Raw genomic sequence first — 23728 nt, 5'->3', positions numbered from 1 at the left:
AAAGGGCTACAAAGCGACTGGCTCAATTGATAATAATGCTAGCTTATCTTGCTTACCAAGCACAGGCAAGTGTAGGCAAGCTGCCAGGCAGTAGCGTTTTGTGCTTTGCTTTAATAGTGACCATTATAGTTTTTTCTCTGAGGATAACAATATGCTATATTTGCAAATGTCTTTTACATAATGGTAATAATCATGCGCTGGGATGGTATTAGCGAGTTCGTTTATGTCGCGGAGTACGAAAGCTTTACCCGCGCGGCAAAAGAGTTGGGGTTGTCCACCGCGCAAGTCAGTCGGCAGATAAGTGCGTTAGAGACGCGACTTGCCATCAAATTACTCTATCGGACAACGCGCAAAGTCTCACTCACAGAAGAAGGCCGCGTGTTTTATCAACACTGCCGCGGGGTGCTCGATGGCTTAGACGCGGCCGAGCAAGCCGTCGGTCACTTACAATCAAAACCTCAAGGTAGGATTAAACTGACCGCACCTGTGACGTATGGTGAGCAGCAATTACTGCCGCTGATAAATGACTTCATGAGGCAATATCACGATATCGAAGTGACGGCTTTTTTAAGCAATCAAAAGATTGATTTGGTTGAGGGCGGCTACGATTTAGCGGTTCGCATCGGCAAATTAAGCGATTCGACCCTGATGGCCAAAAAGCTCAGTCATCGCACCAACTTTGTCTGTGCAGCGCCCGCTTACCTTGAAAAACACGGTACTCCGCATACGCTAAGCGCACTGAATCAGCATAACTGTTTGTTGGGTACTCGTGATTATTGGCATTTTATCGACACGGCTAAAGGTGCCAGTCAAAAAACAGATAAAGAAAGAAATCTACGGGTGACTGGAACCGTGCAATATAACAGCGGTCATAGTCTGGTTGATGCGGCTTTAAAAGGTTTGGGGATTGTGCAACTACCTGATTACTATGTGCAAAAGTATATCGCATCCGGTGAACTGGTGAGTGTGTTGGATCGCTATAGGGAGCCCGAGGAAAGTATTTGGGCCGTTTATCCCCACAACCGTCATCTATCACCAAAGATTAGAGTACTCGTTGACTATTTAGCAGAACATTTAGATTAGACATTTTTAGGAAAATCTTTAGACAATAATTAGACAATCGTTAAAGCTGATTGCCAATTTAAGCGAAGCCGTATTACCGATTTCTCGCAGAATAACTGACCTCAGAAAGCTCGGATAGCCCTGTTTGACCCTTTAACTCTACCTTTAGCTTCTTGGCACACTCGATGATCTTGTGTCTATCGGCTGGGATAGCACCGTGCGCAATCGCTATTTCGCGCATTTGTACCGTAATATCATAATGTGGATAACTGGCATTGCGATGAAACAAACGCTTATCGACGTCAATCCATGCCGCAAAGTCATGCAGTTCTTGCAACGTATCGGCCAGCATGTGACACCACTTAAACCCTCTAAACTCTATACGGACAAAATCCACATATATCGCCATAACACAGCCCCTCATATACATCTTATTTAACGTCAAAAACACCCTTTAACTGTGTTTTGGGATAGCAAATATCTGGTCATAAACCCAGTTATAGACAAAGGCATAGACTAGGTAAAAGGTTGCCATTGCGATATCCATCTTGAATGCCTCCCAGAGGCTAATATTTAAATACCAAGCGATGACGGGTAAAAATAACAGTAGTAGCCCACCTTCAAACAGTATCGCATGCAGCACTCTAATTAGAACCGTCTTCTGTAGCGTACCGCACAGTTTGAGCATGCCGCGGTCAAACAAAATATTATAAAAATAATTCCAAATGGTAGCGACGATAGAACCCACCAAGGCCATCATTCCCATTAGATGTAACTCGAAGCCAAACACCAAGCTGGCTAATGGGGCAAAGATCAGCAGACCTATAATTTCGAACCCTAAGGCATGTCGAATTCGGTCTTTAGTGGTACGCATAAAACTTCCTAATGGGTTTATTGGCTCACATTATTGATTACATACAGTCATCAGCAGCAGCTGTTTATGATCTAACGTAAAACAAAGCGCTTAGCGTAATTCGCGTACATTTTTCTTTAGCTGCTTTAGCGCTTTTTGGTACTCACTGTGACTGATTTCAAGCGTACTTAGACGCCCATAGCGTAACTGTCGATAATCTTGTTGAATGCGCACCATTTTTGCTTGCCTGTCTTTTGGATTAGCCCGCTTTTCTGACTTATTAACGGCATCATTTTTAGTATTTGCATGACTGTCGCGGTTATCAACCGTTGCTATCAAGCGCTCAAGCCAAGCCAATTGCCCTTCGTGATCCTCTCGCGCCAGCAAAGTATCACGCTTACTCAGACGTTTAGAGAGCTGCACGAGCGGCTGGTCTGCTGGATGCCAACGTTTGCGTCGACGTTGCCAAATGATGAATATCAAAACCACCATGACGATAATCGCGCTAGCAGCTAACCAGACAACTTGCTGCATGATTGAGCGGATATTGAACCACTTTAACAACGAATCTGCCTGCATATCCTGATCATAGCCGACCACGTCTTTTTGCCAATAATAGCTGGCCTGATCCGATAAACGCCGCAAGGATTGGAGCATTTGATACTGCTGATAACTGATTTGGGCCTCAGCGCCATCCCCAAACATGGCGGCTCCTTGTGACTGAGTCACCGCATCCATACCCTGCTCCACGCGCTCAGGCGCAACAAAAGCCGTCGGATCTACCCGCATCCAGCCTTGCCCCTCAAGCCAGACCTCCGTCCAAGCATGCGCATCCTTCTGTCGCACTTCCCAGACATTGCCGCCGCGGCTCAGCTCACCACCTTGATAGCCCGCGACTACTCGTGCTGGGACACCCGCTGCCCGCAACATAAAGGTAAAGCTGGAAGAATAATGCTCACAAAACCCCGCTTTGGTCTCAAACAAAAACTCATCGATACGGTTGGTATTTAGTCGGGGCGGTGATAGCGTGTAGCGAAAATCCGTTTGATGAATCCAGCGCTCAATAGCATTCATATAGCGAACTGGATCTGACCCTGACTGGGCAAAAAGCTGCTTAGCCAGTGCTCTTGCTTGTGGATTACCATCAGCTGGCAGTGCAAGGTTTAGCTGCCGTGACTCGCTATCTAGAATGGGGTCGATACGCATCGGCGCAAACTGTAAGACATCATAGCGAAGCTGCTGGGTGACGGGTTGATCTTTGAGCAAGGTAAAGTTTGAGGTGATACTGACGTCTTGCCTCTGAGTAAAAGGATAGTCGAGTCCAAATAGCCAGCTTTGTTGCGTGGGCTCTAAAATAACCTCGTAACTGGTAGGGGCGGCTTTTACCTCGTCAGGGACGGTCGTCAATGCATTCTCGATCCAAGTAGGCACTGGCCGTGAAGGTTGCCATTTTCTCTGCTGCGAGCTTGGGCGCCATGTGACGCCATCGAAATCACTAAAGACTAACCCTCGCCAATAAAGCTGCTGCTGCGGTGGACGGTCATCTGCAAACGCCACCCGAAAAGCCAGCTCCGTTGATTGACCTAAGCTGGCAAAGTCACCAGGCGACATGCTATCGGACACACCCGTGGTCGCTTGCTGTCCTGATAATTGTACTGACCATAGCGGTGGCAAGCGCGGGAAGAACAAAAACAGCACAACCAACAATGGCAATGCCCCAATACCCAGTACGCCTAAAGTACGCAAGCGGCCCTCACCGCGAGTATTGCCGTCGTCGTTTAGCGCAATGAATGCTAACAACACAATCACCACACCGACGATCACTTCTAGCGTAGTCACCAGGCCTTGATCCATTAAAAACAGCGCAGCAAGCACAAACAGCGATAAATTCAATATCACATAGGCATCACGGCGCTTATAGAGCTCCCAAAGCTTACTGATAAGACATAGCACCAAAAACGCCACACCCATGTCCAGCCCAAATGCCGTGTTATAGGTCAACCATAAGCCTACCAAGCCCAATAAAAATCCAAGCATTTGCATGCCTTGATACACACGTTTTAAGTGGCGTATTTCTCTAAACCGTGCCTTCGCCTGTGGCATTTGGGCCATGATACTGACGACCGCAAACCCCATTAGCCATAATGGCAAGTGAGCAGCATGAGGTAAAACAACCACAACTTGAGTAATTAGCACCCAATAATAGGCAGGCAACGCCAATAGCTTGCGATACCATTTGTCTTCGCTAGCAAGGTTGCTTCGCTCAACAGGGCTTTGACCCAGTGCCAAACGCTCAAAACCCGCCGTGCTGACAGCAGATACTTCTCTAGATGCGTTTGTAGCAGGCGTATTTATGAAACGTTGAGAGTCGGTCATGGTACTTTCGCCAATCTTAGCAAACAAGCTTGCGCAAAGCCGTCGCCTTCACCCATCGGTACAGCAGAGGGCTCGTCATTCGGTAAACGCACTGTAAATGGGACGCCTAGCTGTCCTAGTGTTATCACACCATAGGCCAGTTGTGACAGTTTTTGCTCATGATGCGCTGCGGGCATATCAACATAATCTAAGGTTTGCTCATGACCGACAGGATCAGCAAAATGCTTGGTGAACATACCCTGACCGCGTGCCACATGCCCCCAGGAAACACGAGCCAGCGACTCCCCTTCGACATAATTGTCTAGTCGCTCAAAATCATCTTGCCCTTGCCGATACTGTCCGCCAGTTGGCAAATCCTCTAAGTGTGCCACGGTGTGCGGCGTTTGCCAATCAAAGGCTTCTGGCTTTGGGTAGACCCAAGTGGTACGCGCAAAATACACATAGGACCACGCACGCATGATACCTAAAGGATAAACCGTTTTTATTGTTAGCCGTGGTAATTCAAGCTGTCCCCGAGTATGAGTCGGCACAGACAAACGAATCACTTGCTCACCTTGTAGCTGTGTCACCAAGACAGAATGCTGACTATCCTCATTATTCTTAGTCTTTTTCTTAGCCCTTTTATCAGTCTTATGATGGGACTGCTCGAAACTGAACAACAACTGTCGTCTTGGCTGGCGGCTATCGCTACGTATTTGCAAAGTGACCCAGATAGACGCACCTGCTTCAGCCATCGTTACTTCTAACAAGCGTACTTGCAGGCCTGAGATGTGCGCAAAGGTCACATGAAAGCTGATGAGCCAAACACTGACAAGATAAAAACACAAACCCAGCACCAAATTATTGCCATAATTGATACCTGCAATAAAGGTGATGACCAATAACACCGCAAACAGCATACCTTCACGGCTAAAAAATATATAGACATTACGCAAATTGAGCGTCGCACTGTCCTTTTTGGGCGCGCGCGAGGCAAACCAACGACTTAATGCTGAGGAAATGGGGACGGTTAAGGCTTTTGGTAAAAAGTTCATGACGACCCTACCCTTACCCTAGAATTGACGATAATGATGATATTTGGCGACAGTTTTTAGACAACAAGCTTTTAGACAATAACGGGCACTTCTGCCAAGATACGTTGCGCGATGGTCTGCGGTGCTTGTCCACCCGTTACATGCGCAGGGACAAAACGCTGTCCCAAACGATGGTCAGTGACCGCTGCGAATACCGCTTGAATGTCTTCAGGCGTCATCTCCATATGTCCCGATACATAGGCATATGCCTGGGCGGCACGCTGCAGGGACAACACACCACGCGGTGATAAGCCATGATACTCTTGGCTGGTGCGCGTTTTGGCAACCAGCCTTTGTAGATAGTCCAATACCACATCCGCGACATACACTTGCTTGACCCCTTGCTGGGCTAACAAAACAGCCTCTGTATCAAGCACAGTGTCCAACTCTTTTAACAGTTCACGGCGATCTTGGCCTTTTAACAGTTCGCGCTCCGCCGCAGGTGATGGATAACCTAATGATAGACACAGTAAGAAACGATCAAGTTGCGATTCAGGGAGGGGATAGACACCCGCTTGCTGCAGCGGGTTTTGCGTCGCTATCACAAAGAATGGCTGCGGCAAACGATAGGTTTGTCCGTCTTGCGTCACTTGTCGCTCCTCCATGGCTTCTAGCAACGCACTTTGCGTCTTAGGACTAGAGCGGTTAATCTCATCGGCAAGCAGCAGCTGCGTAAAAATGGGTCCAGGACGAAACTCAAAATTCAGTTTACTTTGGTCATAGATACTCATGCCTAAGATGTCTGCAGGCAACATATCATTGGTGAACTGCACTCGGCTAAAACTCAAGCCCAGCAGCTGTGCCAATCCTTGCGCTAAAGTCGTCTTACCCATCCCTGGCAAATCTTGCAGTAACAGATGCCCCCCGGCCAGTATGCCACTGAGCGCCAACTTAACCGCCTGCGGCTTATCTAGCACAATTTGATTTAACTGCGCCATTAGCTGTGCGATTTTTTGCTGATTGTGGTGATAGTCGGTCGCTGCATGGGTCATAGTCAATTACTGGCTCATTTATTTATGGGAATCAGAAGGATCAATTAAAGGTTACTTTGTACTGTCTTCTACGATCGGCGGCGCAGCACGGAGCGAGGACAGATAAGCGATCACATCGGCACGCTCTTTGGCATCAGGCATAGGGTTTGACAGCATTTTTGAGTCTGGCATGACTTTTTGGGCATCGGCAATGTAAGGATCAAGGGTTTTTGCGTCCCAGACCCAACCTGATTGCTCTAAGCTTTGACTATAGGTGAAATCCTCTAAGTCAGCGGCTGGCGCTCCGTATATGTTCATCAGCTGTGGCCCTTTTTTATTGAGACCCGCATTGAGCTGATGACACTGGCCACAGGCGTCTTGATAGATGATCGCCCCATTATCAACATCACCCTCCGTATATAGAGGCAATGTCACAGGAGCACGGTGATCAGGGGGCACACGCTCACAAGCAGTGAGTAATAAAACAGCGGCAAAAAGAGCGCTTACTTGACAATTACTGATCTTAAACATTTTTGGCAATCTTTGGTTGAGGAGTGTCAGTCATGAGTGAGCGACATAAATCATGATGCCATGAGCAAGCACGTATAAAGCAAAATCATTTGTCACTTATCAATAACTTTTTATAAAAATACAGCGTTATTTATCAGTATTTACACCAACAAATAACGCTTAAACGACAGCAGTAATACTGGTTGGCTGGACCTGACCACCAAACTATTAGGCAATATTTAGTTTAATTCACAACCTTTATAGTGCTGCTCGGCTCTTCTAAGTAATACCCTTGCAGATAACGCGCGCCCACGCTCCATGAAATGGACATGGTCGCGGCATCTTCAATATAAGGCATCAACACATCGACATTGATGTCGTTGGTACGCACGATAAGGGACTTAACCGCTTCCAAATTATCCGCTGACTCAAGACCTTCTGTATAACTGCGGGCCAAACGCACCATGTCTGGCTGTACAAAGCTGGCGATTTCTATAGATTTGGCCGAAGAACCAAAGTTGTTAATACCCATCTGACAGCCGACTTGACTCAGTGCGGAAAACTGCGTTTTCGCGACGGTTAAATGATCCGAGATAGCTTTTTCGTTAAACTGAAGAGTTAGCGTACCAGCGGCACCGCCCACCGCTTTTATCAGCTGACTGACAATATTGGGAAGCTTTTTATCGATTAATGAAGCGCTGGTCAATTGCATCAACAGACGGGCTTCAGGATGGTTCTTACGTACCTCATTGACTTTTTTACACGCATTAATCAACACCCAGCGATCTATCTTTTCGAGCAAGTTATGGGTCTTGGCAACGCCCATAAACTGATCAGGGGTCAATACTGTGTTGTCAGCATCTGCCAGCGGCAATTTCAGATACACTTCAAAGAAATCACTACGATCATTATTAATGTCATATATTGGTTGAAATGAAAGCTCAAAGCGATTATTGGCAATGGCATCAATCAAAGACTCAGCAAGCGCGTGATCATCACTATTGGCATGTTCGCTTGGGTCGTACATATGATAAGTGCCGCCATGATTAGAGGTTTCCACCATGACCTGATGAATAGCATCCATAGCACGCTCAAGCACCACACTAGGCTCTGCTGTATTTTGTTCAATTTTGACAATACCAATACTAACAGTGGTACTGATCGTACGCTTATCCACTTCGATAAGCATGTCGCGGATACGCGAACCAATAACCTCAGCCAGTTTTTTAAGCTCAGCGGCTGTCTTATCTTCTACCAATACAGTAAAGCCAGTGTCGCTAAAACGGCTCACATGTCCGTCTGTTATCAATTCATCTAACGTGTAGGCGACCTGCTTCACGGTCGCATCTATTCCTTGCAAACCCAAGCTACTGCTAATCTTACCGATATTATCGAGCTGTATATATAATAGTGCCGCCGTCAGCTGACCTTGCCGCGCTTGCTGGTGTACTCTTGCCATCTCCTCTTCAAAGCCGCGGCGATTGTCAATGCCAGTCAAGCTGTCTTTACGCTCAGCCTCTGCCAACCGCTTAGCAACCTCAGCACTGTTAGTGTTATTCTGTTGAATAATGACCTGAGTCACCGGCTCGCCATCTAAGGTCGCAGCGGCCAGCTGTAATTTCGCCTCGAAGGTACTACCGTCCGTCCGCACGCTTTCAAACTCAAACTCGACTTCTTGACGGCTGCCTTTATCGAATTGACGTAAGAATTTTTTGAAACCCTTAACGTTATCACCACCAGCAATCAGATCAATAATAGGCACGCCGATGACATCATTCATCGACTCAAAACCAAAAAGCTGCAGATAAGGATCGTTGGCAAAGATATGGATACCTTGGTCTATGTAGGCAACCGCACTTTTAGAGTTTTTAATCAAGACATTCGCACGTTGCTCTGCTTCAGAGAGTACACGCCGTAACATTTTGAGCTCGCGGCGACTACGTAAGTTGTCGTGCTGCAAACAAATAGACATCACCACGGCCATTTCTTGCTCTACTTTAAGAGCCTTGACCATCGTACCGCTAATAATATCAGGGAATCCTTCGTCATCATTAGCACTCGCTGCCATCTCTTCATTCATCAGGCAGATCATCGGCAGATCAACACCTTGCTCTTGTACGATGCCCACGACATCCGTAAAGCTCATATCATAGGCGTTGCCAAATACCAATACATCCCAAGGTTGCCGCAGCAGCTTTAACAGCTCCTCTTTATCGTCTAAAAACCCCAAGTTTATGGTGTCATAATAACCATCTAACAAGTGCACAAGGCGCTCAGCGTAGAGCTGATCGTCATCGATGACTAATAGGTTTAAGACGGACTGAGTGCGCATAAGAAGCCTTTTGAATCTTGTGATCTTTTTTATGTCTGACTATTAAAACCGGATACCTTTGGCAAAAATCAAGCAAGCACTATGGGAATTAGGCTAAGCGACTTTTATCATACGGGCATGCTTGTTGAGATTAGGATGCCATGCTGGTCAGCCAAAGGCAACACATAGACTGGCGTAATACTACCAGTCATTATAGACAATAATCCAACGGGTTGCAGGTTAACTTATCATCATTATCTAGTGGGAGAGTATAAAAGAAAATCTAAGGAGTCACTTCTTTATATCACTACATGGCTGTTTTTAATAAAACCATAAACAGTCTATAGTCTGACCACCTCATACTGGCTAAATTCATCCGTGATAAACAATCTGGGCCCCAGACGCAGCGGGGTTTGTTTCGTGTTAACACGCATGATGACTCTATCATCCGTCTGAAAGTAGGAGGTCGGCACTATCAGGGTACCCGTGGTTTGTAGCTGCTCGCTCTTACCAACAATAAACGCTGGGACAAAATGACGACCACGCGTTTTTCTACCTTCTAAGCGCACTCCACAAGCCACTAGCTTATGTCCCAGCACTTGCCACTCAATCATTGGACGCTTAGTATCAAGATTCAGCCAGCGCACGACCCCCAGTGTCCAATCAGGTGGTGTGATCGGGTCAGATCGGCAAACTAAAAACAGACTCATCATGTATAGTGATGGCGGTGCCGTCGTAGCCACATCATTATCAACAACCACAGCATTAACCTTTTCGTTGCGGCGCGGCTCTTTATTCAGCACACCTGTGTCACACGCTACGACATCAGCACAACTTGATATTGTCTGTAATACCCCTTTTTTAACAGCCAATCCCCTGTCTGATGTTTCTGATAATTGTAGGGTACGAAACACGGAGTTATCACCGTGACCATCAACAGCTTCGCTGATGACTACGTCAATACTGGCTTGTTTCTGACTAACGGTATCGTAACGAGGGCGCTGTTCTTCCGGCAGCTGCTCCGTAGCAATCAAGCTTGCAAAGCTGGGCGAACAACTCACACGGTAATGAATGTTGTTAAAGCCTGTAACCAAAGTGGCCGCTCGTTTGGCCTGAGTCTTAGCCGCTTGCGTGAATGGTCGCTGTAAATATCGATAAGCGATCATCATCGATATTTTATTTAACAAATAACACTCAACCCCTTCGCTGTTCTCACTACATAAGGCCTTTATACGGGATTCAAAATACTCAACCATCGGTACCAAGTCTATAAATAAATAGTGGCAGCAATCGTCGTATGGATTGATATCGGAATTGGCCGTCAGATAGGTGGGCGGATGATTACCTTGCAAGTCTACAAATACCCGTGTCTCAGTTTTTGGCTCTATCGTTGCAACGAGGTGCTTGGCCCAGTCAGGTAACAAACGTTGTGCGAGTAGGATATGCGGACGACGCATGGCACACATATTTAACAAGCTGTGCAAACAAATTTGGCAGTATAACTGATGTATCGTGTTAGCAGCGTGGGTGACTATGATCCCAGTTGCTCTCACATCAATGTCAGCTAGGTGGTACTGATAAGCAAGATGGTACAGCTGATTGATTTTTGACCATAAGTAAGGTGAGGCGGCTTGATAGCAAATCGCATCTTCACCCAGTAGTTTTTGGTACATTAGCAGTGTTTGGTAAATAGCAACAGCAAGCGTCATTGATGCCGGCTTATCGGTCTTAAAGTAGCGCTGCCAGCCTTTGTTTTTGGAGGGTTTGTGCTGAGATTTTAGCCGTGCTGTTTTATGGCGTATCACTGTGTCATAGACCATAATAGTGAGATAGTACAATGACTTTGTCTGAGCCACATACGCTAACTGAGCATCACTGAGCGCTCCTGTTTCGTAAATATAGTACTGCCGTAGCGTGGCAATCAGTTGGTCTGAGGCTGCGATCACAGCCGCTGTGAGTTTAAGACGTTGCTGCTCGTCTATATTGGTCCCGCGTAATATCGTGAGTACTTTTTCTAAGTGCTCAGCTTGTCTCGCTTGTGTTTGTGAAGGTAAGGTGGTCAACAACTTGAGCAAATAATGCGCTTGGCCATTGACCGACTGATTCGTGGAAGGGGATAGGGATTCTGGAGCAGATAGATACGCTTGCAAAGTCGATAAAGTGATCATCAGTATTCCTAGTAACTAGGGCGTGACCTCATTTTAACCTACAAATGAGACAAATTTTAGTCATAACATAAGGTTTGGCTACTCGTAGAGAATACTACTGTTGAACCCGCGCGCCTTACAACCAAACTGATCTACCTACTTCCTAATAACCACTCTTTGTTGACTAATTTTTTTAATATAACACAGCGCTCTTATTAAGTGTCACTGTAAATATCAATCGGCACCTTAAAAGGTCTATTGGGCAGCTCTCTGACCAGCTTAGGTACTAGATAACCGGGCAGTGCCGCCAGCAATGACCAATAGAGCGCAACTGCCGAGCGCACCTCGTGATCAAAGTGAGCTGCACCCGCCACTTTGTCTAAGACATGCAAATAATAAGGCAGCACCCCAGAGGCAAACAAACGCTGGCTCAATTGTGTTTGAGCCTCAACGCTGTCATTAACCCCTTTTAATAAGACCGCTTGATTGAGCAGAGTAACGCCAGCTACCCGAGCGCGCTGTAGGTACTGTGCCGTCATGACATCGATTTCATTGGCATGATTACAGTGAATCACCATCACGATATGACAGCGGCTTTGAGACAGTCGGTCCAATAGTGCCTCGTCTAAACGCGCTGGAATGACCAGAGGCAGACGAGTGTGTAGCCGAACTGTGGTGAGCTGCGGTATGGCCTCTAGCGTATCTAACCACGCAAATAAACGCCTGTTTGTCACATTTAACGGATCGCCGCCACTTAAAATCACTTCATTAATCTCAGGATGGGCGGTAATGTAGTTAATAATATTCTCTTTCGCATCCGCCGTTGGCATATTGGCACTGTAGTCAAAATGCTGACGAAAGCAGTAGCGACAGTGAATCGCACAAGCGCCCGTAATGGTCAATAACACTCTCGACTGGTACTTATGAAGCATCCCTTTTACTGGATTTTGCGTGTTCTCGCTTAGGGGATCCGCCACATAGCCCGTTACCTTGATCTGCTCACGTTGGTCTGGCAAAACCTGTTTTAATAAAGGATCATTACGATCACCAATGGTCATTTTTGTCACAAAATCGCGCGGTACTCGCAGCTCAAAGTGCTTAGGCACATAGACCTCTGCGCGTAGGGATTCGAGCTGTAGGATGCTTAGCAGCTCATCAACGGAGGTAATGGCTTCGGATAATTGCGTTTGCCAGTTTTTTTGTGTGATTAAATGGTTTATCATGACAGCCTACTATCTGTGCCTAAAAGGCGTTATTATACGCCCTTACGGTGTACCCTATCAAAGTATAGCCGTTACCTTCTAAGCACTTGGCGTAACCACAGCATTTTGTACAGTAAGCACGACCTATCATCATATTTACAACCCCTAGGAGTCTCTTGTGGCAAGTTTTTCTACGAATGAATTTAAAGCTGGTCTAAAAGTTATGCTCGATGGCAATCCTTGCGCCATCCTTGAAAACGAGTTTGTCAAACCTGGTAAAGGCCAAGCCTTTAACCGCGTCAAGTTGCGTAATCTTCGTAGTGGTAAAGTATTGGAACAAACGTTTAAATCAGGCGACAGCTTAGAGGCTGCTGACGTGATGGACACTGAAATGAACTATCTATATAACGATGGTGAGTTTTGGCATTTTATGCATCCAGAGAGCTTTGAGCAAATCCAAGCGGACAAAAATGCGATGGGTGATGCGCCTCAATGGCTAAAAGAAAATAGCAATGCCCTATGCGTTATTACCTTATTCAACGGCACGCCTTTATCAGTCACCCCGCCTAACTTTGTTGAATTACAAATCACGGAAACGGATCCTGGCGTGCGCGGTGATACCTCTGGCGGTGGTGGTAAGCCTGCTAAGCTAGAAACCGGTGCGGTAGTACGTGTACCTTTGTTTGTACAACAAGGCGAAATTGTACGTGTCGACACTCGCACTGGTGACTACCAAACTCGCGTCAACTAATCACCTGTAAACTATAGCATCGCCTTTAAACAATAAATGGCTGTTCTCTAGTTCTCAATAAAAAAGCGGAACCACGTGATAAGTGGCTCCGCTTTTTTTACGTGGGGCGGTCACTATGGATGCCCCTTAATAGAGCACTTTGCCCCTATTCTTCTGCTGAGGATTGTTTTTGGATCAGCCAGTATTGAACCAACGCATTCAACTGTTCTTGTTTAAAAGGCTTAGTGCAATAATCCTGCATGCCAACGTTTAGATATTTTTTGCGCTCGCCATCCATCGCATTGGCAGTCAAAGCAATAATGGGCGGTAGTGTCTGGGGATCGTAGAGTTCATGCAGTTTGATTGTGGCCTGTACACCATCCAAAATTGGCATGTGATGGTCCATCAAAATAACGTCATAGCGCTCAGGCGACAAAGCAAAAATCTCAATGGCTTGTTGTCCATCCGTGACATGAGTGACGGTATGACCACTGTTGTTTAGCGCTTTTTTAGCGATAATCGCATTGACCGTATCATCTTCAACCAATAATATATGCCCCGCACGCTCATGGGTGGGCGCAATGATGGACAAATCGTTTAAGCCCTGCCACGCCTCATATTGATGCTCATCGATAGAAGGTAGCGGCAATAAAACACTAAAAGTCGTACCGACCCCAACTTTGCTATCTACATCGATATAGCCCCCCATCAAATCAACCAACGATTTACACACAGACAGCCCAAGACCAGTACCGCCATAGAGCCGGTGGGTGAATTTATTTGCCTGATCATAGGCATCAAATATCGCCTCCAATGATTCGGCTTTGATACCCACCCCCGTATCTGTGACTTCGATACATAAGGTCATGGCTTCATTAGGCACACTGGTAGTGGTAACTTTACCCGAACTGCTTTTTTGAGCGCTCGTAAATTCATACTCTTTAGAACGTTGGTCATCATGATCGTTACAATGGCAGTTGGGCACGTGTTTGACATCGATACTCACTCGCCCACCTTCACGAGTAAACTTAATGGCATTATTGACGAGATTTGCTAGGATTTGTTTGAGGCGTACTGGGTCTCCTTGCACATAAGTCGATAACGACTCAGTATAGTGGTAGTCTAAAATCAAACCGCGCTGACGGGCTTTGACCGCAAAGAGGCTGACCACCTCATTGCACAATGCAGACAAATTAACTGGCACAGAATCAATGGTCATTTTTCCCGACTCTACTTTCGATAAGTCTAAAATCCCATTGATAATGGCCATCAAATGCTCATTAGACACTTTGATGTTATCCACGTACTCTTGTTGTTCAGTGCTAAGTGTAGTCTCCCCTAGCATCTCTACCATACCAATGATACCATTCATTGGGGTGCGGATTTCATGACTCATATTGGCCAAAAAATCTGACTTCATCTCATTGGCATGTTTAGCTTCGCGCTGCTTATCCTGTAGTTGCAAGGCATCGGCTGCCATCATCGCAAATTGAGCCAATACCTGCGCTTGTTGGTCATCAAAGTGATGGTTCGGCTTCATATCCATCACACATAAAGAGCCTAAACGGTAGCTTTTATTGTTCTCATGCAAAATGATGGGCGCGCCCGCATAAAACCGCAAATAAGGAGACCCTGTCACTAACGGATTTTGGCTAAACCGACTGTCTTTTGCTAAGTCCGGTACTATAAAAACCTCGTTAGAGAGTACCGTATAATTGCAAATAGCGATTTCACGCGTCGTTTGGCACACCCCATCAAGTCCAAGGGCAGATTTTAAATATTGGGTATCTTCATCCATGAAGGAGATGGCAACTACTGGCATGTCAAAAAACAGCTTTGCCAGCGCAATAAGGCGCTCAAAAGCAGGCTCATCATTGTTATTGAGTACCCGATACTTCCTCAGCTTATTAATGCGTTCTTCTTCATCTACCGCTACTGGGTAACTGTGTGTAGGTGAGTTAAACATAGACAAGATAGACTCCATTAAATAATATCAGGCGCGCAGCCTCACACCGTCTGTTTTATCAGCAACTGTAACGCTTCACTCACCATCATCATCGCTACCACGGATGTAACAACGACTGCTGAGCCATAACCGCCACAGTGCAGGCCACCTGTTTGGCAGTGTTTATCTACGCGCGGCGGCTCTACAGAATACACACATTTGATACCGAACTTTTCCTTTAGCGTGCTATTGATGCCTTTTTCATGGCGTAGCTTATTCCGTAGTTTGGCAAGCAGTGGATCTTGGTAACTCTCGCGTAAGTCGCTGACCCTGATCTGAGTCGGGTCTGTTTTACCACCAGCCCCGCCGGCGCAGACCAGCTTTAGTTTATTAAAACGGCAATGCAGGGCAATGGCGAGCTTAGCATGCATATCATCGACACAATCTAGCACCACAATAGGCCTGCCTGCTGCTGCAGCGGATTTTGCTTCATGACGACTGGGCAGTATTCTCTCTACATTGTCTACCGTCAAAAAATCATCAATTAAGTTTAGGGTTACCTTTGGGTTAATCTCACGCATACGCGTTGCCATCGCTGCAATTTTGCTTTGACCAAAGGTACTGTCTAGCGCTGGTAGCTGCCGATTGACGTTAGAGGCCACCAACACGTCCAAATCAATCAACGTAACCGTACCGACTGCCGTTCGAGCCAACGCTTCAGCTGCCCAAGAGCCAACGCCCCCGATGCCAATAACATAGACATGGGCGGCGGCAAAAGTATCCACTGTAGACGCGCCGTAGAGTGTCCGTGTTCCTTGGAAACGGCGTTCATACTGCTCACTTTCTGCAGTTGTATTGGTATCTTGCATGACAGAAGAGTCAGTGTCGACAGGTTCTGTCATTGGTTGGTCAAATGGTTGGGTTTCACTCATCACAGATTATAGGCTCTTTTAGATTGTGTTGATTACTCTGGTTCTGGTTGTACTGGCTTTCGTTACTACTTCATTCGCGTTTCAGTGACTCCCAATAAATGGCTCCTCATAAATCACGTTTGGTAGTGTCCGCTATTGGTAGTGATGGCAACGCCTAGGGAGAATAAACCCATGTCGTTTGCAAAGCGTTGCAACTGTTGTGCCATAATTGTTCGGCCAGAGTAGACGGTGGTACATCAAGTAACTCACTTAGGCTCAGCACCACCCACGCTAGATTGGCTGGTACATTCCTATTATGTGCTGGCGTAGCACGCTCTTCATTGGTCGGACTGCTGCTAAGCGCTGATGAATCCTCCTCCCATGTCTGACACATAATAGGCATCATATCCGGACAGTCGGTTTCTATCACCAAGCACTCGATACCATAACTGTCAACGGCTGCTTGAATAGCGCGACGCAGTTTCTTAGCGTTTGGGTTGGTGACTTGACCAGTAACCCCAAGCTTAAATCCCAACTTCACAAACGCCTTTGCTTCTTGCTCGCCGCCACTAAAACTGTGGGCGATCCCGCCTATCTTATGAGCATCATAGTCATGTGCTTTTAGTATGGCCAGTGCTTCTGCGTGGGCCTTACGAATGTGCAACATCACTGGCAGCTTATGAGTCACTGCCATATCCAATTGCGCCTTAAAAAAACGCTCTTGCTTGGCAAACATCTCCGGCGTTTTCATAACATCAGTAAAAGTATCTAAACCAATCTCACCGATTGCGAGCGGCCGCTGCTCAGCAATCATTTTTGCCATCTCTTTTAAATGGTCTTCGCGATGCTGTTCAATATAAAAAGGATGTAAACCTAGCGCAATATGAATGTTGGTATGGGTTTGATCTTGTCCGTTAGCTTCTAGTGTAGAAGATGGCAACCGCTTATTCAGTAATTGCTTCGTATCGTACATACGCTCAAAATGCCGATATAAATAACCGACTAATACAAGGTGTCGCACACCCTGCTTATAGGCCTGCTGTATGAGTTGCTCTCTATCGTCGTCAAACACTGGGATATCAAAATGAGTATGAGTGTCGATGAGAGGATAAATATCAGGTGGCGTCTGTGTAGACACGGTAGATAAGTCGTTAGGGGTCATGGTTAGACTCCAAATTAATATTTTTTCACAAGGTGCGGCGTTATGTGAACCACAAAACCGTCACGGTTACTAAAGGCGTTTTTTCTACGCCGCTATTTAGCTGCTCTTTGATCACCATTAACGATGTTACTTTTGGTTTTTACAGTATTTTTTTCAGATAAGTTGATATCAGCTTTTTGGCTGCTACGCCGAGGAATCACCAATAAACCCGTAGCAATCACTCCTAAAATCAACCACTTTTTTGTATTAGGATGGCTTGTCAATGTCTTCACCTCTACCTTTATATCATTATCTATAGGATTTATCAGCAAGTGTTCATCATCAATGCCTAACTAGTAGCTAGTATACGGGGAAATAAAAAGTACTGTGTTTATCTGTGTTATCAATACGCAAATCAAGACGCGATATCACTTACGTTCAAGGCGTCTTGTCACATTACTCCATACTTTTAAAGGTGGTGGCAAGAAGAGACGGTCATTTAATTAAAGGAGCATGAAACAGCCATTTGTTGAGACATTAACGGTTCAAAGGATAAGTGGTTATGCCACCACTCGGGCTATCCACTTTAGTGAAGCCCTGAGGGGCGGCTTTTGGTGTCTGATTGCGCTTAGGAATAAGCGGGTTAAGCGGCATCAATTCATAATCCGCACTGACCTTACCATCCCAGCCTTCTGTACCACTCAATGGCAGTTGTTTGATCGTACCGTTTTTATCAATGACCAACTGCAGTACGCGCATCTGATTGAACTTGCGCTCAGTGACACTAGCGACCGCCCCGCCATCTCGAAGGATGGTTGGCTGTAAAAAGATGATTAAGTTGCTTTTTTGCGTCGTATCATTGTCAGAGCGAAACAGGCGGCCAATGACGGGTACATTACCCAAGCCCGGAACTTTTTGTTGACGTGTGGTGGTGTTGTCACGCATCAACCCCCCGAGCGCAATGGTCTGCTGATCATCGGCTAAAATCGTTGTGTTAATAAGGCTTTTATTGGTGATCAAACCACTCGCGTTGCCCGTACTGCCAGGGACAACCGACGAGACTTCTTGCGAGACCTCCAAACGAACTGTGCCATTGTCACCAATGTGCGGTATGACATTTAGGTTAATACCAATGTCTTGACGGTCAATGGTCTGAAACGGGTTATTTGAATTGTTGCCACTGGTGGTAAAGGAGCCCGTAACAAAAGGCACGTTTTGCCCAACCAAAATACTGGCTTTTTCGTTGTCCAACGTCAAAATCGATGGCATAGACAACAGGTTTGCACTGGTAGAAGAATCAAGCGCCTGCAAGATAGCCCCATAAAACTGGGTATTCCCTTGGCTGTCTTTGCTGCTATCACCGATACCAATTAACGCCCCAGCTATCGAGCCTGCTGCTGCGCTGATGCCGGCTGTACCTCCACCTGATAAGGCAGCGGCGGCAAGGGAGGCGGCACTTGCCCCCACATTGTTAAAGTTTATCACCCCATAGCCACTATTGGCATTGCCTAGCGCCCATTGCACGCCAAGCTGGGTTGCATCATCACCTGAGACTTCGACGATAGCGGCTTGAATCAATACTTGCGCTCGGCGATTGTCTAACTGATTGACCGCCTCTTCAATCTCAAACATCAGCTCAGGTGCCGCATTGACGATGATGGCGTTTTGCGTTTCATCAGCGATAATACTAAAGGGACGGCCACCCACCCCTGTACCCGTACTATTTGCGCTTGTGCTGGATGTCGCTGAGGTCGTAGCACTACTATTAAGGGTACTAGCATCATTAGCTAAAGCCGCTCCTGTACTACTCGCATCGTTCAGTGACGCCGACTCTAACGAAGAGGTGGCACCCTTGCTATTAATTGACTGATTGGCAAGCAATCCACGTAGCATTTCTGCAATATGACCGGCACTGGCATATTTTAATCGAAAGACGCGCAGACCACTTAACCGTCTTGTGGGCGTGGTATCTAACTCGTTGACCATTTCTTGAACTTTAGCAATCATCTCAGGACTGCCTTTAACCAACAGCCTATCACTGGCCGTATCAGCAATCACCTTTAGCTGATTACCCCCTTGTGCCTGACCACCAGCAGCACTTGCTACCAGTGAGCTGATCAGATCCATCATACGCTCAGCATCGACATGACGCAGTGGTATCACACGCAAGCTATCATTAACATTACTGTCCAAATCTCGAATAAGTGCTGTCAGCTGGTTAAGACTGTCTGCACGATCGGATAACACCAGTGCATTGACTCCAGGCACGGCAGCGGCATGAGCGGACTGCGGCATCAGTGGTCTAATAACACCCAACACTTCAGCAGCTTGGGTATTGGTCAAATAAATAACGCGGGTTGCCAGAGCCTCCCCGACACTGTCACCGCGCAAATCTACAGCCACGCCTGATTGCTTAGCAATATTGTCTGGTACCAGTTTAATAGTGGTTCCCGACTCGATTGCGGCCACACCGTTCACTTGCATCACACTCAAAAACAGCTGGTAAATCTCATCACGGGACAAGGCTTTATTGGAGATCACCGTGACATTGCCATTGATACGTGGATCAAGGACAAAGTTTTGGTCAGTAATGGTGGCCACCTCATTGATAAAGGCTTTGATATCAGCGTCTTGTAAGTTAACCTTCCAACTCTCAGCACTCGCAAGCCCTATACTGGCGGCCCACAATGGCACGGCTAGGCAAAGAGGACGACACAGCCGCATCAGACGCTGCAAAACATGGTGCAAAGGCGTGACTGAAAAATTATGAAAACTGACCATATGGATGATTACCTACCGTGATGATGCTTCGTATGTACTGAGTTTATTGTGTGCTGAAATGACTAAGCGCTCGCCCGCTTGCCGCAGCACGAACCCACTGCTTATTTATTTAACATAGGGGCTGTCTGCAGTTTATTGGGTCTAAAACTGCTGACGAATGGTAATAACTTGCTCGCCACGTTGCACTTCTATTTGCGCTTCACCTGCTTGCTGTACCTGTTGGAGTACCCCAGCATCCTGTGCAGGGTTGTTACCCACACTCTGCCCATTTACGGTTAGTACCTTATCACCGGGCTCAAGCCCTAGGCGGTTACGCAGTTTAGAGGGCATGGCCGCTGTGACTTGATAACTTTCCCCTGCAGCCATCACCCCCATTCTACTCAGATAACTGGCTGGATTTTCTTGCAATGCCGTGACCGCCTCTTCAATGGCCGATTGCGGATTGCTTTCACTACCTGTCTCGGTCGATTCAGCCCCAATATCTTGCGCAGGCTGAGGAGCGGTCGGTGGCATGCTGGTATCTGGCAAACGCTGGTTACTCACTGCGCCTGCTAGCATCGCACTTTGGTCTAGTGGCATGGCTTCTGGCATGCTAATGACGGTTTGCTTATCGTTCGCATCAGCGATAATAACCGAATTCCAATCGACAGCGACAAGCGTATAGTGACTGTCTTTTAAGTCATCACCGATGCGATAATTTTTTACCTCACCATTGACGTCTAATAATGCTGAAGACAGACTCTCTGGTATGGCCAATAATACCCCTTTTAAACCCACGTTAGGCGGCGGCTGCACGGCCGCCGTGACAGGATCGGGATCAGAAAAAATAGCGAACAAGCCACTGTAGTCTTTGTCAGAGGCAGAGCTGCTTTGTAAAGGCGCTAATGGCAATGCGGGGGCTAATGGCGCGGCCAACAATAACCATAACAATCGCGCGGCGGTCCAGCATAACCAAGCAATGGCTAATAACAGCAACCAGCCTGAGCAGCGGTTAAGGATATTAATCAGGGGTTTTACACTGGTGGCAACATTCCTCATCTAGCGTGTCCCCAACCCACTTAGTAGCGGCTGCCGGACACTGACGACTGGCGTATCTTGCGGCGCTTGTCCTTTATACTCAGGCATATTTTCTAACAGACGCTGCGTCAAACTGACATCTAGCATATTGTCGCCATCGATATATAAGTCCCCTAAGCGCTTATCTTGGTTGTTTAACAGATTGATGTGCAACAGGTTTTGATGATTCTTTTGTTCCACACTTAGCTCAGCACGCATCGTAGGCATCGTGATGTAAAAGACCTTATTACCGCTAGGATACCCCATTTCACCGCCAACCCATGTCAACTGACCATCCGCTTGACTAAATCCAGCGATTTTTTTGTCTGCGTCGTTGTTTGCTGCATTTGAGCCTGTCTGGCGTTTTAGCGCGACGTTATTGACCTGAATCGGCGTATTGGGCAATTGCCAATTGACCATACGGGCTAACGTTTCAGGGGCAATTTTTCCGCTCATGTTATCTACTTGCCACGAATTAAACCCTATTTTGACTTGGCCATTGAGACGGGTTTGTCCTGAGTGGATATCGACCTTTGCCCCCAGCTTACCTAATAACAGCTGCCATGGCTGCCACGACCACTCAGCCGTACCTGTGAGCGCTGTCGCTGATAAAGGTACCTGCCAAATGATTGAGCCTTGCCACACATTACCAGACACGTGCTGTACATAAGGCGTATTTGGCGCATACTTCTCAAGGAGCCACACCGCTGGCATCTGCAACACGACAAATAGCGCAAACAATACAAACCCGACTAGCCACCACAGCTTACGAGGACGCTTATGAGACGACGCAGATATTTGAGGCACGATGGCACAACTCTTATATAAGACAAAAACGTCATTATCATAACAAACAATGGCCTATAGATGACAGCAAAAAAGCCAGTATCTTTTTACCAAAATACTGGTAATAAAGATACTGGCTTCTGTCTACTGATAAGCTCTGGGGCTGATTACAATACCGCTTAATACTTTTAAATAAATCCCTAGATATCAACCTAAAAAGCAACACAGCATGTGCAATCTTGCATGGCTAAGTAAGCCGTGTTAAACAGCAAAATCTTCAAGATCACGACCGGCTGCTAGAGCGTCAACCAACCACGTTGGCTTGCGACCACGGCCAGTCCACGTCTCTTCGTTATTATTGGTATTACGATATTTAATACTGCGTTTTTTCTCTAGCTTTTCACCAGCTTTTAAAATCTCTTCGATAGTCGCATTGCTGTCTTCGGCAATTTGTTCAAACTGCATGTAAGCATCATACAAGCGCTGATGTTGTTTTTGAGCGATAAGCTGCTGGGCATTTTCGGTGATGGCGCGTAGCTCATCAACGTTTAGACTGTCTAAATCAATTGCGTTATTTTTGCTCATAGTGAATCCAACTGTAAAATAAGAGAGATAACCTTAATAGGCATATTGTTAACTATTAAGAACTAAGAATTGCTCATTCATCATTCATTAAACAGAATGATAGACTTTGTGAATGAATGTCTTTTTTGTGGATGAAAATAGGATCAATCCTAGTATTCGTAAGCGCAGACAATATAAACAAAAACAGATATTAAAACAATAGTAAATTATTATAGTTTTACACTGACTATCAGTAGAAAGTAAACTTAAGTAAAAATCCGTTTTTTAGTTAAGCCTTTTTATAAAAACGTACTGTTGTTTTTAAATTCAAAAAATATTATTTTTGGAGTGACACTGAAAGACCGTACGTCTTATCTATAAATAAACATAAATCCATAGAAGGTTAAAAATTATAACCCTGTTAGCAGCCTTACTCTGTTAAAACAACGACCAATGACGCTTCCATCAAACTAAAAACAGTCCAGAAATATAACGTTTATAGATCAGCCATTGCCTTGCTTATAATCGTTTTTTACTGCATTTAATAACAGTGGCCACTTATCAAGAGAAAGATCCCTTTAATGAATCACGTCTGTTTGCTTATGATCGTCTCACCATTAATATTGAATTCTTTGGGTAAACTCATTCATACCGTGCGCCAGCTCTCCACTACTGGTACTCTGTATCTCTTGTACCAAAACCAATAATTGTCGGCTACCCTCGCACTGCTCTAACATAAGTAAATAACCCCACGCCTCTACAGGAGGCGCATGTCTTTCGATGTAGGCAGCCAAATCTGACTTTATCGTCTCATAACTGGCATACGGCATCTTGTTTTTGAAGAGGCTACCAATTGACTTTCTGCCTATTGCTGACATTTTGCTTGCAGCTTTACTCCGAAAAGTGCGATCAATCTCCGTATCAACGTCTGTAGTAGTAGATTGTGGCGACGATTGAGACTGAGAGGCTATCGGCGTTTGGGTAGCAGCATTATCAGCGCCAGCAACTTCAATGTATTCAAGCTCTAAAAGCAGCTCAAAAATTGGCGTCACGCCCCCAAAGCTCGCAAACATCTTGCTGCTATCAAGCGTATCAAGGTAGCTGCGATAACTCCGTTTGCCATCAATCATAATGAGTAATGTTCTGGCGTCTCGCGGTAGTATCCCTAGACTTTGAGATTTCACTTCCTTTCTACCTAGATCCGTTTTTCGAAACACATCACTGTCATTCATGCTTTATACCCAACCCTAACCGTAAAGTAGGCACCTTTATCGTCAGCTGCCGACCAAATATTTTTTATGTTTTAAGC

The 23728-nt window shown here is 46.1% G+C and carries 19 protein-coding genes; 2 read left to right on the top strand and 17 right to left on the bottom strand.

The features are described 5' to 3' along the window. The first annotated feature begins 192 nt into the window (after positions 1-192). Positions 193-1083, top strand: a complete 891-nt coding sequence (locus tag JFC06_RS03175; protein ID WP_198333936.1) for a LysR family transcriptional regulator — start codon at positions 193-195, stop codon at positions 1081-1083. Between the two features lie 73 nt (positions 1084-1156). Here JFC06_RS03175 and JFC06_RS03170 read toward each other — a convergent pair whose 3' ends face one another. The 9 genes from JFC06_RS03170 to epmB form a co-directional block, all read right to left on the bottom strand. Beyond that, the gene (locus JFC06_RS03170) at positions 1157-1471 is read right to left on the bottom strand and encodes a DUF4031 domain-containing protein (protein ID WP_198333935.1); all 315 of its coding nucleotides are present in this window, start codon (positions 1469-1471) and stop codon (positions 1157-1159) included. Between the two features lie 45 nt (positions 1472-1516). Then, positions 1517-1936, bottom strand: a complete 420-nt coding sequence (locus JFC06_RS03165) for a PACE efflux transporter (protein WP_198333934.1) — start codon at positions 1934-1936, stop codon at positions 1517-1519. 90 nt (positions 1937-2026) lie between these two features. Then, complete coding sequence (locus JFC06_RS03160) at positions 2027-4291, bottom strand: transglutaminase family protein (protein ID WP_198333933.1); 2265 nt, start codon at positions 4289-4291, stop codon at positions 2027-2029. After that, positions 4288-5325 carry a DUF58 domain-containing protein gene (locus JFC06_RS03155; protein WP_198333932.1) on the bottom strand — a complete coding sequence of 346 codons (1038 nt, stop codon included), beginning with the start codon at positions 5323-5325 and terminating at the stop codon, positions 4288-4290. Before JFC06_RS03155 ends, JFC06_RS03160 begins: the two co-directional genes overlap by 4 nt. Before the next feature lie 71 nt (positions 5326-5396). Continuing rightward, positions 5397-6356 (bottom strand): AAA family ATPase, encoded by a 960-nt coding sequence (locus tag JFC06_RS03150; protein ID WP_198334034.1) that lies wholly within the window; start codon positions 6354-6356, stop codon positions 5397-5399. Positions 6357-6407: 51 nt separating this feature from the next. After that, on the bottom strand, positions 6408-6866 hold the full coding sequence (locus tag JFC06_RS03145; protein WP_193005439.1) for a c-type cytochrome: 459 nt from the start codon (positions 6864-6866) through the stop codon (positions 6408-6410). Positions 6867-7089: 223 nt separating this feature from the next. Then, the gene (locus tag JFC06_RS03140) at positions 7090-9177 is read right to left on the bottom strand and encodes an EAL domain-containing protein (RefSeq protein WP_198333931.1); all 2088 of its coding nucleotides are present in this window, start codon (positions 9175-9177) and stop codon (positions 7090-7092) included. Positions 9178-9497: 320 nt separating this feature from the next. Further along, positions 9498-11324 (bottom strand): hypothetical protein, encoded by a 1827-nt coding sequence (locus JFC06_RS03135; RefSeq protein WP_198333930.1) that lies wholly within the window; start codon positions 11322-11324, stop codon positions 9498-9500. Positions 11325-11518: 194 nt separating this feature from the next. Further along, complete coding sequence (gene epmB, locus JFC06_RS03130; protein ID WP_198333929.1) at positions 11519-12526, bottom strand: EF-P beta-lysylation protein EpmB; 1008 nt, start codon at positions 12524-12526, stop codon at positions 11519-11521. Positions 12527-12683: 157 nt separating this feature from the next. Here epmB and efp point away from each other — a divergent pair, with 157 nt between their 5' ends. Further along, positions 12684-13256, top strand: coding sequence for an elongation factor P (efp, locus tag JFC06_RS03125; RefSeq protein WP_193005443.1), 573 nt, complete (start codon positions 12684-12686; stop codon positions 13254-13256). Between the two features lie 145 nt (positions 13257-13401). Here efp and JFC06_RS03120 read toward each other — a convergent pair whose 3' ends face one another. From JFC06_RS03120 to JFC06_RS03085, 8 genes are all read right to left on the bottom strand, one after another. Further along, a complete protein-coding gene (locus JFC06_RS03120) occupies positions 13402-15201 on the bottom strand; it encodes a GAF domain-containing hybrid sensor histidine kinase/response regulator (protein WP_227670089.1) in 1800 nt (599 codons plus the stop codon). Between the two features lie 41 nt (positions 15202-15242). Further along, entirely contained in the window at positions 15243-16049 is an 807-nt protein-coding gene (locus tag JFC06_RS03115) for a tRNA threonylcarbamoyladenosine dehydratase (protein WP_227670110.1), read from the bottom strand. 217 nt (positions 16050-16266) lie between these two features. Beyond that, on the bottom strand, positions 16267-17253 hold the full coding sequence (locus JFC06_RS03110; protein ID WP_198333927.1) for a TatD family hydrolase: 987 nt from the start codon (positions 17251-17253) through the stop codon (positions 16267-16269). A gap of 516 nt (positions 17254-17769) precedes the next feature. Continuing rightward, a complete protein-coding gene (gspD, locus tag JFC06_RS03105; protein WP_198333926.1) occupies positions 17770-20013 on the bottom strand; it encodes a type II secretion system secretin GspD in 2244 nt (747 codons plus the stop codon). Between the two features lie 141 nt (positions 20014-20154). Continuing rightward, on the bottom strand, positions 20155-21051 hold the full coding sequence (locus tag JFC06_RS03100; protein ID WP_198333925.1) for a type II secretion system protein N: 897 nt from the start codon (positions 21049-21051) through the stop codon (positions 20155-20157). Further along, positions 21052-21876 (bottom strand): type II secretion system protein N, encoded by an 825-nt coding sequence (gene gspN, locus JFC06_RS03095; protein ID WP_198333924.1) that lies wholly within the window; start codon positions 21874-21876, stop codon positions 21052-21054. Between the two features lie 240 nt (positions 21877-22116). Then, positions 22117-22440, bottom strand: a complete 324-nt coding sequence (locus JFC06_RS03090; RefSeq protein WP_198333923.1) for an H-NS histone family protein — start codon at positions 22438-22440, stop codon at positions 22117-22119. 596 nt (positions 22441-23036) lie between these two features. After that, positions 23037-23651, bottom strand: coding sequence for a hypothetical protein (locus JFC06_RS03085; protein ID WP_198333922.1), 615 nt, complete (start codon positions 23649-23651; stop codon positions 23037-23039). Positions 23652-23728 lie beyond the last annotated feature (77 nt).

The sequence above is a fragment of the Psychrobacter namhaensis genome (assembly GCF_016107545.1).
Lineage (GTDB): Bacteria > Pseudomonadota > Gammaproteobacteria > Pseudomonadales > Moraxellaceae > Psychrobacter > Psychrobacter namhaensis.
This window is presented reverse-complemented; position numbering and strand designations above follow the sequence as displayed.

Bases quoted from the DNA above. Each gene is read 5' to 3' on its own strand.
- JFC06_RS03175 (WP_198333936.1), top strand. From the start codon at position 193: ATGCGCTGGGATGGTATTAGCGAGTTCGTTTATGTCGCGGAGTACGAA.
- JFC06_RS03170 (WP_198333935.1), bottom strand. From the start codon at position 1,471: ATGGCGATATATGTGGATTTTGTCCGTATAGAGTTTAGAGGGTTTAAG.
- JFC06_RS03165 (WP_198333934.1), bottom strand. From the start codon at position 1,936: ATGCGTACCACTAAAGACCGAATTCGACATGCCTTAGGGTTCGAAATT.
- JFC06_RS03160 (WP_198333933.1), bottom strand. From the start codon at position 4,291: ATGACCGACTCTCAACGTTTCATAAATACGCCTGCTACAAACGCATCT.
- JFC06_RS03155 (WP_198333932.1), bottom strand. From the start codon at position 5,325: ATGAACTTTTTACCAAAAGCCTTAACCGTCCCCATTTCCTCAGCATTA.
- JFC06_RS03150 (WP_198334034.1), bottom strand. From the start codon at position 6,356: ATGACCCATGCAGCGACCGACTATCACCACAATCAGCAAAAAATCGCA.
- JFC06_RS03145 (WP_193005439.1), bottom strand. From the start codon at position 6,866: ATGTTTAAGATCAGTAATTGTCAAGTAAGCGCTCTTTTTGCCGCTGTT.
- JFC06_RS03140 (WP_198333931.1), bottom strand. From the start codon at position 9,177: ATGCGCACTCAGTCCGTCTTAAACCTATTAGTCATCGATGACGATCAG.
- JFC06_RS03135 (WP_198333930.1), bottom strand. From the start codon at position 11,324: ATGATCACTTTATCGACTTTGCAAGCGTATCTATCTGCTCCAGAATCC.
- epmB (WP_198333929.1), bottom strand. From the start codon at position 12,526: ATGATAAACCATTTAATCACACAAAAAAACTGGCAAACGCAATTATCC.
- JFC06_RS03120 (WP_227670089.1), bottom strand. From the start codon at position 15,201: ATGTTTAACTCACCTACACACAGTTACCCAGTAGCGGTAGATGAAGAA.
- JFC06_RS03115 (WP_227670110.1), bottom strand. From the start codon at position 16,049: ATGCAAGATACCAATACAACTGCAGAAAGTGAGCAGTATGAACGCCGT.
- JFC06_RS03110 (WP_198333927.1), bottom strand. From the start codon at position 17,253: ATGACCCCTAACGACTTATCTACCGTGTCTACACAGACGCCACCTGAT.
- gspD (WP_198333926.1), bottom strand. From the start codon at position 20,013: ATGGTCAGTTTTCATAATTTTTCAGTCACGCCTTTGCACCATGTTTTG.
- JFC06_RS03100 (WP_198333925.1), bottom strand. From the start codon at position 21,051: ATGAGGAATGTTGCCACCAGTGTAAAACCCCTGATTAATATCCTTAAC.
- JFC06_RS03090 (WP_198333923.1), bottom strand. From the start codon at position 22,440: ATGAGCAAAAATAACGCAATTGATTTAGACAGTCTAAACGTTGATGAG.
- JFC06_RS03085 (WP_198333922.1), bottom strand. From the start codon at position 23,651: ATGAATGACAGTGATGTGTTTCGAAAAACGGATCTAGGTAGAAAGGAA.